The organism is Citricoccus sp. NPDC055426 (assembly GCF_040677445.1).
Taxonomy (GTDB): domain Bacteria; phylum Actinomycetota; class Actinomycetes; order Actinomycetales; family Micrococcaceae; genus Citricoccus.
Map to the genome: position 1 here is coordinate 101,662 of NZ_JBFARZ010000011.1, position 13,889 is coordinate 115,550.

Annotated in this window: 10 protein-coding genes; all 10 read left to right on the forward strand. The window is 56.4% G+C overall.

What is annotated here, in order from left to right; genetic code table 11:
* The first annotated feature begins 257 nt into the window (after positions 1–257).
* Positions 258–683 carry a hypothetical protein gene (locus AB0K08_RS14365; protein ID WP_363355597.1) on the forward strand — a complete coding sequence of 142 codons (426 nt, stop codon included), beginning with the start codon at positions 258–260 and terminating at the stop codon, positions 681–683.
* 70 nt (positions 684–753) lie between these two features.
* Positions 754–1,230: a hypothetical protein gene (locus AB0K08_RS14370; protein ID WP_363355599.1), complete on the forward strand. Its 477-nt coding sequence runs from the start codon at positions 754–756 to the stop codon at positions 1,228–1,230.
* Positions 1,227–2,243: an MAB_1171c family putative transporter gene (locus AB0K08_RS14375; protein ID WP_363355601.1), complete on the forward strand. Its 1,017-nt coding sequence runs from the start codon at positions 1,227–1,229 to the stop codon at positions 2,241–2,243. Before AB0K08_RS14370 ends, AB0K08_RS14375 begins: the two co-directional genes overlap by 4 nt.
* A gap of 170 nt (positions 2,244–2,413) precedes the next feature.
* Entirely contained in the window at positions 2,414–3,394 is a 981-nt protein-coding gene (locus AB0K08_RS14380; RefSeq protein ID WP_363355603.1) for an alpha/beta fold hydrolase, read from the forward strand.
* 95 nt (positions 3,395–3,489) lie between these two features.
* Positions 3,490–3,690, forward strand: a complete 201-nt coding sequence (locus AB0K08_RS14385; protein WP_363355605.1) for a helix-turn-helix domain-containing protein — start codon at positions 3,490–3,492, stop codon at positions 3,688–3,690.
* 2 nt (positions 3,691–3,692) lie between these two features.
* The gene (locus tag AB0K08_RS14390; RefSeq protein WP_363355607.1) at positions 3,693–6,965 is read left to right on the forward strand and encodes a helicase-related protein; all 3,273 of its coding nucleotides are present in this window, start codon (positions 3,693–3,695) and stop codon (positions 6,963–6,965) included.
* Entirely contained in the window at positions 6,958–7,623 is a 666-nt protein-coding gene (locus AB0K08_RS14395; protein WP_363355608.1) for a DUF4391 domain-containing protein, read from the forward strand. The genes AB0K08_RS14390 and AB0K08_RS14395 overlap by 8 nt, the downstream gene beginning before the upstream one ends.
* 13 nt (positions 7,624–7,636) lie before the next feature.
* A complete protein-coding gene (locus AB0K08_RS14400; RefSeq protein WP_363355632.1) occupies positions 7,637–9,499 on the forward strand; it encodes a site-specific DNA-methyltransferase in 1,863 nt (620 codons plus the stop codon).
* A 4-nt stretch (positions 9,500–9,503) separates the two neighbouring features.
* On the forward strand, positions 9,504–12,587 hold the full coding sequence (locus AB0K08_RS14405) for a DEAD/DEAH box helicase family protein (RefSeq protein ID WP_363355610.1): 3,084 nt from the start codon (positions 9,504–9,506) through the stop codon (positions 12,585–12,587).
* 5 nt (positions 12,588–12,592) lie between these two features.
* On the forward strand, positions 12,593–13,889 hold a 1,297-nt coding region (locus AB0K08_RS14410), incomplete at its 3' end, for a hypothetical protein (protein ID WP_363355612.1).

Consider the following 13,889-nt stretch of genomic DNA (forward strand, 5'->3'; position numbering starts at 1 on the left):
AAGCAGCAGGGACCAATTTTTGGCATGGCGGTATCGCATGGTGCACCTCCTCGGTGCTGAGACGGCGCAGGACTGGATGCATGACCAGCAGATTCCTGTTGAGCATGCTCAACGCAGTATGCTTTCCAGTTCTAACACGAACCGTTGAGCATGCGCAATACTTGATTTGATCATGCTCAAGGTGTATATTGAGCATGCGTAAACCCGCTGGCGCGGAGCGTCACCACTGCCGAACCCATCCCGAGGGGAAGGGCATCATGAACGAGATCGAAGATCAGAATCAAGCAGCAGCCGACCTGCTTGCGAAGCGCCTGCGCCTGCTCCTCGACGTAAAGACCGCCGAAAATGGCGTCGAGCCGTCGTACTCAGAGATCGCAGCATTCTTGAAAGAACGCGGCACAAATCTCTCCAGGTCACGCTGGACATACATGGTCAATGGCCATCGCAAGGTCGATGACCCGCTGGTATCCGAAGGGCTCGCGGAGTTCTTCGACGTCGATGTCGAGTTCATCACCGGCAGTACCGACGTGTCTGCGCCCGAAAAAGTGAATGCACAGCTTGACCTCATTCGGTCCATGCGCGCGGCTCGCGTGAAGTCATACGCGACACGAACCCTCGGTGACCTCTCCCCAAAAACACTCGAAGCCATCACCCGATTCCTGGATGAAGAGATGACAGAGTAACCGAGCGACGTCAGCGTCAGGCAACCCAGACTGACACAGCTGAAGCTCTCAAAAGGAGTATGAGCACACCGTGAATATCGAACAGGCAGTAGCAACCGCCCTCGCAGGCTTACGCCTGGGCGAACACTTCACCTTCACCGAACTCACGGATGCGGTGCAACGCCAGCGCAAACGAAAGATCACCGTCGCGGAAGTACCTGAACTCGCCGAATCCAGCGGACTCTGTGCACTCCTCCTGTTCTCCGAAGACCGGGACGTCATTCTGCATGCACGAAGTGACTCCGCGCTACATACTCAACAGTTTGTCCTGCACGAGTTCGCGCACATCATCCTTGGCCACTGCGACACTGACAGCAATTCCCTTGGTGAGTTGATTCCTGACACACTCCTGCCAGACATTCCGCCTGATCTCCGCGCACGAGCACTCGCACGCCGCGAGGTGGACACCGAAGACGAGATCGCAGCTGAAAGTCTTGCGGATCGGCTCGCGGCAAGGATTCGCGGTGTCGCGTTTGCCGAGACGAACTATACGGAGATATTCGGATGATCCAGGTGCTTGTCTCATGCGTCATGTGGACGCTGGTGGCAAGCCTGCTCATTCTCCGACGTGGCCGTGCCGATCACAGCATCACTTACGCCTCAGCGATCATCGCGCTCTCGATGACCCTGAACATCGATCCCGTGTATCTCGCTATTGATCCGCTATTTGGTGGAACAAACCTCATTACTCTCGCCGGTGACGCGCTGCTCATGATTGGCCTGTACTTCCTCGGCCGCGGAGTGCTGCGGGCCGGAGACTATCGTCCTCGCCCTGTCCGAATGGCCATCAGCCTGCCCACGCTCATCATCGCGCTAATCTGCGTGACCACGCTGTTCAGCTTCGCTCACCGGGGCACGACCACCACAACGTTCATGAGCGATCACGGTCACCAACCACTCGCTGGTGCGTACTCGATCATCGTCTTCACCTACTGTGGTGTTGTCCTTGCCGCCATGCTTGCCCTCGCCATTAGCCAGTACCGAATCGCCAACGGCGCACTGCGCGTACCCGCTACGTTGCTCGCGGTTGGCTCTGCCTGTGGTCTTGCGCTATGTCTCACCGTGCTGATCATGGACGTCACTCACATCATCGGTGCTCTCAATCTGATGCGTATTGTTGAGACTGCATACGGGCCGCTTACGCTCGCAACGTTCGCGTTCCTCTGCGCCGGGTTTATTGCTCAGCCCGCCACCCGGTCACTTATGCGTCGGCTGCGTAGCGTGCGCACCGACGCGTTCGTGATGCAGCTCGACCCGATTTGGCAGGATGCGACGAAACTCCGCCCAGGCCTGAGTGACGTGCACGAAACCCCAGGAATCTTTGAGGAGCCCGAAGCGAAGCTCCACCGACATGTCGTGGAGATCCGTGATGCAATGATCGACCCGCGCGTGAACTTCGAGATCACTCCGTCTGACCGTGCACTCCTTGAACGGGCCGAGAGTCACCTCCTCGGTGAAGGCCGCGCGTCTGCAAGCCCAGCGACTATCGACCCCATCGATCTCGGCCCGAGGCAGAAGTGACTAACGGAAGATTCGCAATAGCGGGCCTTGCCTGTGCCACGGCGTTGCTCGGTGCCGGAGCTGCTGCGCTGGGTTGGGGTATCGCCCGGAAACTCACCGCACCCGTCACGCCTCGCGACTACAACCTCACCGTTCGCAGCGTCGAAAAGTCAGATGGAAAGATTCGACTCGTGCTCGACCGCACCCAGAGCACGGCGGCACCCGGTGTTTACAACGTGTGGTTCGAACACGGCGGTTGGGCCCAACTCGGCCCCGATGTCGAAGACCGAGGGTTCACCCTCGTGACACGAACTGTCACCGGAACCTCTGAAGGCCTGATGCCGGTAGCGGGTGATCAGGTCTCATGGAGTGGCATCTTCTACGCATCACCCTCAGACGCTGGACTTGCGCGCCGCGACCTCGACATCGTCGACCTGGCCGGTCATGCTCCTGCATGGCGCATCGATGGAGACCTCTCGATTTGGGCGATCCACGTTCACGGGCTCGGCAGCACCAGAGCGGGCACCCTTCGCGGGGTGCAGGTCGCGACCGAACTCGGCTACACATCACTTGTTGTTAGCTATCGCAACGACGGCGAGGGTCCGGTGGTGGGCAACGGCAGATCAACTCTTGGGGTGACCGAGGTCGACGACATCGATGCCGCAATTGGCTATGCGATCAGGCGTGGTGCCGAAAGGATCGTGATCTTTGGCTGGTCAATGGGCGCAGCGATTGCACTTCAACTCGCACACCGCACGGCGTACCGTGACCTAATCGCCGGGCTCGTGCTCGATTCACCCGTGCTCGACTGGGAGTCGGTGATCCGAGCAAACTGTAAGCGAGCCGGACTACCGAGCGCTACCGGCGCCCTCGCGATGCCGTGGCTGACCAGAGAACCGCTTGCTCGCATGGTGGGTCTCCCGACGGCGCTACAACTCGATGACTTTAACTTGGTTGAGAACGCTCATGAACTAGAAGTGCCAACACTGATCCTTCACGGCACACAGGACGACTCAGTCCCGTTCGCAAACTCCAAACGACTACACGACCAACGCCCGGACGTCGTCACCCTCGAAGCCTTTGATGCGGGGCACACGCTCAACTGGAACTCCGATCGCGAGCGTTGGCATTCAACAACCGCCACTTGGCTAGACCAGCGCTTAGGTCGTTGACAACCACATTCACCCGGAAAAACCCGGTTCAATCGGCATAACTTCGATATCATCGGCAGTGACGGCCCCTGTAGGCCGATGAGGGAGGACCGAACGTGACTGAGCCGTGGCTGTCTGCTGACGACATCGCCGCCCATCTTGGCGTCACGAAGGACACCGTCTACACGTGGATCGCCGAAAAAGGCATGCCAGCCCACAAGATCGGTCGCCTTTGGAAGTTCCAAGCCACCGAGGTCGACGGCTGGGTTCGCGGCGGCGGTGCGTCAACATCGAAGTCCGACGGGGCGAAGGGCTGAGCTTGAGAATCATCAACAATGTCACAGATCTGCTCGGCGACGATCTCAAAGCAGAGATCTCGCCTGGATCGAAGGTGCGCATCGCAGCATCGACGTTTTCAATCTTTGCGTTCGAGGCGCTCCGCAAAGAGCTAGAGCAGGTCGACGAGTTGGAGTTCATCTTCACCTCCCCGTCATTCGTTACCGAGAAAGTCACCGATAAACTCCGGAAGGAGCGTCGCGAGTTCTTCGTCGCATCAGGGGCAGAAGCAGCACTTGCCGGATCCGAGTTTGAAATCAAGCTCCGCAACAAGTTGACGCAACGTGCCGTTGCCCGCGAGTGTGCTGACTGGGTCCGACGTAAAGTCACCTTCCGCTCGAACGCGACCGGAGACGCCATGCAACCGCTCGCGGCAGTCGATGACCGTGCCGCCTACTTTCCAATCCAGGGATTCACGACGACTGACCTCGGCTACGAGCGGGGTTCGGCCGTTTCGAACATGGTCACGAAGTTCGAGGGCACCGCTGAGACGCAGCAGTTCTTGGCGGTATTCGACCAGATTTGGCACAATCCTGACCAGCTCCGCGACGTCACGCAGGCAGTCCACGACCACATTGCGACGGTCTACGCAGAAAACTCACCCGCACGCATCTACTTCCTGATCCTCTACAACCTCTTCTCTGAGTTTCTCGACGACATCAACGAAGACGTTCTCCCGAACGACCGCACGGGTTACCAAGAAACCAAGGTGTGGCAGAGTCTCTACAACTTCCAACGAGACGCCGCGACCGGCATCATCAACAAGCTGGAAACCTATAACGGTTGCATCTTGGCCGACAGTGTCGGCCTCGGAAAGACCTTCACTGCACTTGCCGTCATTAAGTATTACGAGCTGCGGAACAAGTCAGTTCTGGTGCTGTGCCCGAAGAAGCTTGCTGAGAACTGGACTAACTACAACGCCAACCTCACGACCAATATCTTCGCGGGCGACCGCTTCAACTACGACGTGCTCGCTCACACTGACCTCTCACGCACAAAGGGTGAGTCGCTCGGGCTACGCCTCGACCGCATCAACTGGGGCAACTACGACCTCGTCGTGATCGACGAATCTCACAACTTTCGCAACGCTGACTATGCCGAGGAGAAGGAGTCCCGTTACCAGCGACTCATGCGTCAGGTCATCCGCGAGGGCGTGAAGACGAAAGTGCTGATGCTTTCAGCAACCCCCGTCAACAACCGTTTCAACGACCTCAAGAACCAGCTGCAGCTTGCTTACGAGGGCGAGTCTGAGAACCTAGCGAAGCATTTGAACCTCTCGACGTCAGTCGAAAAGGTCTTCTCCGACGCCCAACGCGTGTTCAACGAGTGGTCGAAACTCGACGCCACCGATCGAACGACTGATCGCATCTTGCAGATGCTCGACTTCGACTTCTTCGAGCTGCTCGACTCAGTTACGATCGCACGATCGCGCAAGCACATCCAAGCGTTCTATGACACGACCGAGATCGGGGCGTTCCCTGAGCGGCGCCCACCTGTCTCAATCCGTGAACCCTTGACTGACCTTCCGAATGTTCCGACATTCAATGAGATCTTTGAGCAGCTCGACTCTTTGACCATGGCTGTATACACGCCGCTGGAGTACGTCTTCAAGAGTCGATTGGCAAAGTACGAAGACCTCTACAACGTCACGGCGGGTACCGCCCGATCCAACCTCGGTCAACGTGGACGCGAGCAGGGGCTCAAGAAACTCATGACGGTGAACCTCCTCAAACGCTTGGAGAGTTCCATTGATGCATTCCGGCTGACACTGGAGAAAATTCAGGCATCCGTCACCCACACATACAAGCTGATAAGCAACCATGCAGGCAACCTCGCCGACCTGAGTCCTGAACTCGCCGACATGGACTTCGACCTCGACGACGAGGACGATGCCAACATCGAAGCCCTGTCGTACGGCGAAAAGATCAAGATCGACCTCGACGACATCGACATCGAGTCCTGGCAACGAGACCTCTGGAACGACCGAGAAACCCTTCGTGAGTTGCTCGACGAGATGAACACGATCACGCCCGAGCACGACCTCAAGCTGCAAAAGCTCAGGCAAGTCATTGAGCAAAAGGCACTTCACCCGATCAACGCAGGCAACCGAAAGGTACTGATCTTTTCTGCGTTCGCCGACACCGCCAACTATCTCTATCGCGAACTCTCACCCGTATTGAAGGATGCCGGTCTCGACAGTTCCGTCATCACAGGTGGAGGGCATGGCGCAAAGACGACCCTCGGCACAGGACTCGATTTCCAGCAGGTCATGACTCTGTTCTCGCCACGCTCGAAGCAGCGAGACGTCACGATGCCAAACGACACCCGCGATCTAGACGTGTTGATCGGCACGGACGTCATCAGTGAAGGCCAGAACCTCCAGGACTGTGATTACCTCGTCAACTACGACATCCACTGGAACCCAGTGCGCATCATCCAACGCTTCGGTCGCATCGACCGCATCGGCTCCATCAATAATGAGATCCAACTCGTCAACTTTTGGCCCGATATTTCGCTCGATGAATACATCAACCTGAAAGACCGCGTCGAGAGTCGCATGGTGATCGCCGACATCGCCGGAACTGCCGACGACAACGTCCTCACCCTCGAAGATTCTGACGCTGTTTTTCGCAAGGAGCAGCTTCGTAAACTCCAAGACGACGTCATCGAGCTAGAGGACGTGCGCACCGGTGTCTCAATTACAGACCTCGGGCTCAACGACTTCCGCATGGACCTGCTCGGCTACATCAAGGAATACGGTGACCTCGCTGCGGTACCCAAGGGGTTGCACGCTGTCATCCCTGCTGCGCCAGAGAAGGGTCTCGTGCCTGGTGTGATTTTCGCGCTCCGCAACGTGAACGCCGATGAGCACATCAATCGTGGAAACCGTCTCCACCCGCACTACCTCGTCTATCTTGACGAGCACGGTGACGTCGTTTCGAACCACACCGAAGCGAAGCATCTCCTCGATCTGCTTCGCAGTGGCTGTCGTCCCTTCGAGGCGCCAGTCGTCGAAGTCGTCCGCGCCTTCAACGAACGCACAGGCGAAGGTTCGCGCATGGGCAGGTACTCCGAGCTGCTCACTGACGCGATCCACTCGATGATTGAGGTCACCGAAGAACGAGACATCGACAGCCTCTTCACTGGTGGGCACACGACAGCGCTCACGCAGACAATCGCCGGACTCGACGACTTCGAACTTATCGCGTTCGTTGCGGTCATCGACCCACCCTCGGGGGCAGCCGCTCATGGGTGACGTCCTATACCTGTGGCCCGATGCGGCGCGAGTCGAACGAAGGGTGCCCAAGGAAAGGTTTTACGAGCAAGGGACCGTTTCAGCTTCCACCAGAGAGCGCTTCGTATCGGAAGTAGGGCGCATCACCTGGGCCTACAAACTTGCGGATGCCACGATCAACCTGCCCGACAGCGTTTCAGTTCCAGAGATCCAAGTCTTTCGCATAGAGGCGAAAGATAAGGATGTCTCCGATCACGTCCTGTCAGCAATCGACAAAGCAATCCCGTCCCCGATCATTTTTGAGTTGGTGCGGGAGGCTGAAGGTAAGAGACAAATTCGGGTGGTCGCCGCGCACAAGCAACCAGGATTAAACGCACCAAAAATTACTCAACACTTCAGCTCCGACTGGATTAGCGCTGTTGAGGCGCGCCAGCCACTGCCGACCGCGATCAGCCTGGCAGCACTTTATGCGGCGCTACTGGAGCCGCTCACCGAGGTCGAAGTACGACCCGGGGAGGGAATGTCGGAGGTTGCCGACAGACTCAAAGAGGTCGGCAAGCTCGAACGCGAGATCACTGCGCTTCAGCGCAAGATTAAGAACGAGAAGCAGCTCAACCGAAGGATAGAGCTGCGACGAACACTCAAAGCTAAAGAATCCCTACTGGAACAGCAAAGGTAACACCGTGGAGAAAATGCGCATGACGTCGCCAGACCTAACCGACGCTAACATCACGAAACTCGCCGAGCTGTTCCCCTCGGTTGTCACCGAGGCCACCGACGAAGGCGGCAATCCAAAGCGTGCGATCGACTTTGACCTGTTGCGCCAGGAGCTTTCCGATCACGTCATTGAAGGACCGCAAGAACGCTACCAGCTTGATTGGCCAGGCAAACGGGCCGCTGCCCTCGCAGCAAATACCCCGATTACCAAGACGCTGCGACCCGTGCGCGAGGAGTCAGTAGACTTCGACACAACCAAGAACCTCTTCGTCGAAGGTGACAATCTAGAAGTTCTCAAGCTGATGCAAGAGTCCTTCCTTGGCAAGGTGAAACTTATCTTCATCGACCCGCCATATAACACCGGCTCAGATCGTTTCGTGTACGACGACGATTTCTCTGAGGAAGCCGAGGACTATCTCCGCCGTTCAGGGCAAACCAATCAACTGGGCGAAAGGGTTAGATCGAACGTCGATTCAAGCGGTCGTTTCCACTCTGACTGGTTGAGCATGATGTATCCACGGTTGAAGCTTGCAAGAAATTTGCTTTCAGATGAGGGGTCCATTTTCGTCTCAATCGGCGATGCAGAAGCGGCAGCCTTGAAGCACTTGCTAGACGAAGTCTTTGGTGCGCAGAACTTCGTTGCCACGGTTGTGTGGCAGAAAGTGTATTCGCCCATGAACAGCGCTACACAGTTTGCCTCGGTACATGACTACATACATGTATACGCGCGCAACGCGGCAAGTTGGACTTCAAACCTCCTGCCTAGAACAGCGGATCAGGATGCGGCATACAAAAATCCCGACAACGATTCACGAGGGCGGTGGAAAGCCGTAGATGCGACTGCGGCTGGGGGGCATGCGACACCAAGCCAGTATTACGAACTGGTGACTCCTGCTGGCAACAGATTTACCCCGCCGCCCGGGCGTGCGTGGCTGTATACCGAACCTCGATTCCAGGAAATGGTTGCGGATGATCGAGTGTGGTTCGGTGCGGATGGCCAAGGACGTCCAGCGATCAAGCGCTTCCTCACCGAAGTCAAGCAAGGCCGTGTGGCGCAGACTTTTTGGCCATATAACGAAGTCGGTCACAATCAGGAGGCGAAAAAGGAGCTACTTGCGAGAGTTAAGTTCAACGATGGCGACACAGTATTCGATACACCCAAACCGACCAAACTGATTAGGCGCATGCTGGCGCTTGCGACTTCGAAAGACTCAGAAGATATCGTGCTGGACTTTTTCGCGGGATCGGGGACCACCGCAGACGCAGTGCTGCAACAAAATGCCGAGGACGGTGGTCAGCGCCGTTTCGTGCTTGTTCAGCTTCATGACGATGGCGATGGGCGCAAGAAGGGTATCCCAGTTGTTGCGCGGGAGCGCATCAAGAATGCCGGGATGGCCGTCACATCGGCTGGCCTATCGGCCCAAAGTTTGGACGTGGGCTTCCGCACACTGCGTGTCGACACTACAAATTTCATCGATACAAGCGACACTGCGGATGCCCTCGGTCAACGTGATCTTCTGGATGCAATCGAAAGCGTGAAGCCGGGTCGTTCGGGTGAGGACTTGTTGTTCCAAGTTCTTCTCGATTGGGGACTGGACCTGACAGAGGAGATCGCAGTCGAGTCGCTCGCCGGACACAAGATTTTCTCGGTGGCCGACGATGCTCTCATCGCTTGCTTCACGGATGACGTGACCGACGCGGTGGTGAAAGCCATTGCTAAGCGACGCCCTCTCCGTGCGGTCTTTCTGGATTCAGGCTTCTCTAGCGATTCAGCCCGCATCAACGCTGAGCAGATTTTCCGCGAAGTCTCTCCAGAGACCGAAGTCAGGACGATGTGACTCGATGAAGCTCCAGTTTAAGGTTCAGTCGTACCAAACCGAGGCAGTTGATGCTGTCGTTGACGTCTTCACCGGACAGCCGTACGCCGACGGCGTGAAGTATCGTGTCGACCCGGGCACCACGACTGCGCGCACTCTGCTCGATGACGCTGGTCTCCGTAATGCAGAGATCGCGCTCCCGCAACCGCAGCTGCTATTGAACGTTCATGGGGTGCAACGGCACAGAGGGCTAACTCCATCCAAGGATCTGAACGATCCAGTGAGAGTTTCGGCTGCGTCCCTCAACCTCGACGTCGAGATGGAGACTGGTACCGGCAAGACTTACGTCTACATCAAGACGATTATGGAGCTTCACAAGCGGTACGGGTGGTCAAAGTATATCGTGGTCGTTCCCTCGATCGCGATCCGTGAAGGCGTGAAGAAGTCGTTCGACGTCACGGCTGAGCACTTCCAACAATTCTATGGCACCAAGCCGCGTGCATTCGTCTACAGCTCGTCTCGGTTGCACGAGTTGGAACGATTCTCATCTGATGCTGGAGTCCAGGTGATGATCATCAACATCCAAGCATTTAACGCGACCGGCAAAGACGCGCGGCGTATCTACGAGGTACTCGACGATTTCCAGTCCCGTAGGCCCATAGACGTGATCGCAGCGAACCGGCCGATCTTGATTATCGACGAGCCGCAGAAGATTGAGGGTGATGCGAAGAAGCCGTCGAAGTCGCTAGCGGCCCTTAGCCGTTTCAACGCCTTGTTTGCTCTTCGATACTCTGCAACTCACAAGATTGACCGCACTAAGGTGCACCGTCTAGATGCTGTCGACGCGTACAGAGACAAGTTGGTAAAGAGAATCGCTGTTCGCGGCATCGCTGTAAAGCACCTCGCGGGAAGTAGTGCATATCTCTATGTGGATGGCTTGGAGATTGGCAAAGGTTCAGACTTCCCGAAAGCTCGCGTCGAGCTTGAAGTACAAACAGCACAGGGAATCCGAAGGCAGGTCAAACGCCTTAGCCAAGGCATGAATCTGCACGATATCTCGGGCGGGATTGAGGCCTACAGAGGTCTTTACATTCGCAATGTCGACGCCAACGAGGATTTTGTCGAGCTGAGCAACGGCGACATCCTTGGTGCTGGCGAAGTGACACAAGATGTTACTGATGAGGTGAAGCGGCGCATTCAAATCCGTGAAGTGATCCGCGCTCACCTGGACAAGGAACGCGAGCTATTCGCACAAGGCATCAAGACGCTTTCATTGTTCTTCATCGACGAAGTCGCAAAGTACCGCGACTACGATCGAGACGATACGCTCGGCGAGTACGCGCGAGTGTTCGAGGAAGAGTATGAAGCACTGCTTGCTGATTACCTGAGCCAGCTCGATTTTGACGAGGCTGCTGAGCGGTACCGTATGCATGTCGAGTCAATCCCTGTTCGCTCGACCCACGAGGGTTACTTCTCGATCGATAAGAAGACCGGGCACTCGGTCGATGGCAAGGTCGCCGCTCGTGGTGATTTCGCTGGTCTCTCTGATGACGTCGATGCATATGACTTGATCCTCAAAGACAAGGAACGACTGCTCTCGTTTGAGGAGCCGGTGCGGTTTATCTGGTCACACTCGGCTCTGCGTGAGGGTTGGGACAACCCGAACGTGTTCGTGATGGGCATGCTCAAGAAGAGCGACAACACGACGACTCGCCGTCAGGAGATTGGTCGTGGTCTTCGTCTTTCTGTCGATCAGCATGGTGAACGCATGGATAACCCCGCGACGGTCCATGAAATCAACGAGTTGACAGTCGTCACCGATGAGTCGTACACCGACTTCGTGACTGAGCTACAGAGGGAGATTGTCGAGTCGCTGTCGGCCCGACCCCGCAAGGCCACCGTCGATTATTTCGTTGGCAAGCAGATCACGCTTGAAGACGGTTCGACCAGCGCACTGGAACAGGCTGTTGCACAGGCCCTCTATAACCACCTCATCCGCCATAACTACATCGACGATGATGGCCACGTCACCGATAGCTACAGAGAGGCGCGGGCCGAGGGCACGCTAGCTGCTCCAACTTCAGACGTACTTAAACCCGTTGTCGATTTCGTGTGGCCTCTCGTCGACGCTCTTTACCTTGAAGTGCCCGACCCGATCGACGGGCGCAAGCCGAAGAAGATCCCATTCAACGAGGCAAACTTTAGGCGTCGTGAGTTCCAAGAGCTGTGGGGGCGTATCAACCACAAGGCTGTGTACCAGGTCGAGTTCGACTCTGAAGAGTTGATCACCAACTGCGTTCAGGTGCTCGATAGATCCTTGAACGTTACTGTGATGCAGTACGTGGTGGAGAGCGGTAAGCAAGTCGTCGGGCTCGAAGTTGAGCAGCTCGAAGCTGGCACCGGATTCAAAGTTTCCGAGACAAAAGTTGAACAGTCTGCGGTATCGGCAGGCTCGACCGTCAAGTACGACCTACTAGGCGAGATCGCGGCGAAGACCCACCTGACGAGGCGTACTTGCGCTGCGATCCTCACTCGAATTAATCCCGGTACTTTCTCTAAGTTCAAGCAGAACCCGGAGCAGTTCATCACTGAGGCGGCACGTCTGATCAACGAGCAGAAAGCTACTGTCATCGTCGAGCACCTCAGCTACGATCCACTCGACGACAGCTACGACTCGTCAATCTTCACCGAGAACCAGGCAGCTCAGGATCTATCGAAGGCTGGCGACAAGCTCAAGAAGAGCGTCTACGAGTACGTTGTCACGGACTCCAAGGTGGAACGTTCGTTCGTTGAAAAGCTCGATGTGAGCGACGAGGTAGTGGTCTACTCGAAGTTGCCTCGCGGATTCTTCATTCCGACCCCGGTTGGGAATTACAACCCGGACTGGGCGATTGCCTTCCGCGATGACTCGACGAAGATTAAGCATGTCTACTTCGTCGCCGAGACCAAGGGATCGATGTCCTCGATGCAGCTTCGAGGCGTTGAGGAGGCCAAGATCGAGTGCGCCCGCAAGTTCTTCGCATCGTTGAACGCGAAGGTCAATCAAGAAGCGGTGAAGTACGACATCGTCGACAGCTACGACTCCCTGATTCAACTCGTGACTTCGTAAAATAGATGACGTTTTTTGCCTCGACTTATCAGTGGGTGACGCCCACCCTGCATTTTGCTGCTGTCAGCCAGGGTGCTCGCGACGGTGTCGGTCAGATAGTAGTGAAAGACGATCGCTTCTTTTTGAATGCCCCCGGATGCTTCTCGGCAATTAGCGGGCACCCATCTGAGCGAACGTTGCAAACGGTGATCAATTCTCGTCCCGCGGTAGTACGCGGGTGCGTCACTGCGGTCGATGGAGATCTCGGCCTTCGTATTGATGAGCTGCGCCTAGGCTCAGATGATGTCGACGCGCGCTACTCGGTGGTGAACGCTGCATTTGAACACTTACGATCTGCCTGCACTTATCGTTTTGAGGACGGTGCAGCTCGTAGCCCCAGGCAGTCGTTCTTGCTCCCTGCAGTTGATGGTGCGTCGCCGATGGAAGCGAAGATCCTCGACGGCGGTGACTCCATCTCGCTGACGGCAACTCAAGCCGTTCCACTCGAAGAGTTCGAGGCTCAGTTGGCCGTCTTCCAGGCGTTATTGACTTTCGCTGCCGACATGCCATGTGGCCGACGCACATTACTCGCCAACGATGCGACAGGGCGTGACGTTCAGATTTTGGGACGAACTCTGTACAAGCCCTTTGAGCATCGCTCACGTAAGCCCATTGAGTACTCGCTGAGGTTCACTGGCGAATGGCTTCAAGAAGTGATTAACCGCTGGTGGCTTGCTTATGAAGAGTGGCAGCCAGTGCTTCAGATCATTGCCGGATTACGGTACCGGCCGGGTTACGTAGACGCGGATATCATCGTTAGTTCTGCCGCGATCGAGTCCGTGGCTTCTACCCTCCAAAAGTATGATGATCCACGGTTGACTCGGGACGACGCAGCACCGATCCTACAAGCACTCGCATCCTTGATTGGGATGAACGCTGCGCAAAAAGCCGCCATTGCGCAGCTCAAAGGCGACCTCGGGCGAACGACCTTTAGGTCTAAAGTTGAGCAGTTGATTCATCAGATTGACCAAGAGGTTTGGTCAGCCACAAGGTTGTCAGCCGCGGTCTGGGTCAGGGTGCTGGTCAAAGCTCGGAACACCATTGCACACGCAAATTCCGACGCCCTGTGGGAAGACAGCGCGTTGCTGCGAAGTGTCCGCGACGCAAACTGGATCGTGTTGACTCTCGTGCTCATGCACCATCTTGAAATTCCAGATGCAGCGATTGAGGGCTCTGTTGCAAAAATCGTGAAGCTTGAGCATGCTTGGCGGAGATTGGACGGACGGAACGATGACGGATTTCAAGTGGCGCCATTTCCAGGGT

What these genes read in the sequence shown, in the direction of transcription:
- AB0K08_RS14365 (WP_363355597.1), top strand. Translation starts at nt 258, where the DNA reads ATGAACGAGATCGAAGATCAGAATCAAGCAGCAGCCGACCTGCTTGCG.
- AB0K08_RS14375 (WP_363355601.1), top strand. Translation starts at nt 1,227, where the DNA reads ATGATCCAGGTGCTTGTCTCATGCGTCATGTGGACGCTGGTGGCAAGC.
- AB0K08_RS14395 (WP_363355608.1), top strand. Translation starts at nt 6,958, where the DNA reads ATGGGTGACGTCCTATACCTGTGGCCCGATGCGGCGCGAGTCGAACGA.
- AB0K08_RS14400 (WP_363355632.1), top strand. Translation starts at nt 7,637, where the DNA reads ATGCGCATGACGTCGCCAGACCTAACCGACGCTAACATCACGAAACTC.
- AB0K08_RS14405 (WP_363355610.1), top strand. Translation starts at nt 9,504, where the DNA reads ATGAAGCTCCAGTTTAAGGTTCAGTCGTACCAAACCGAGGCAGTTGAT.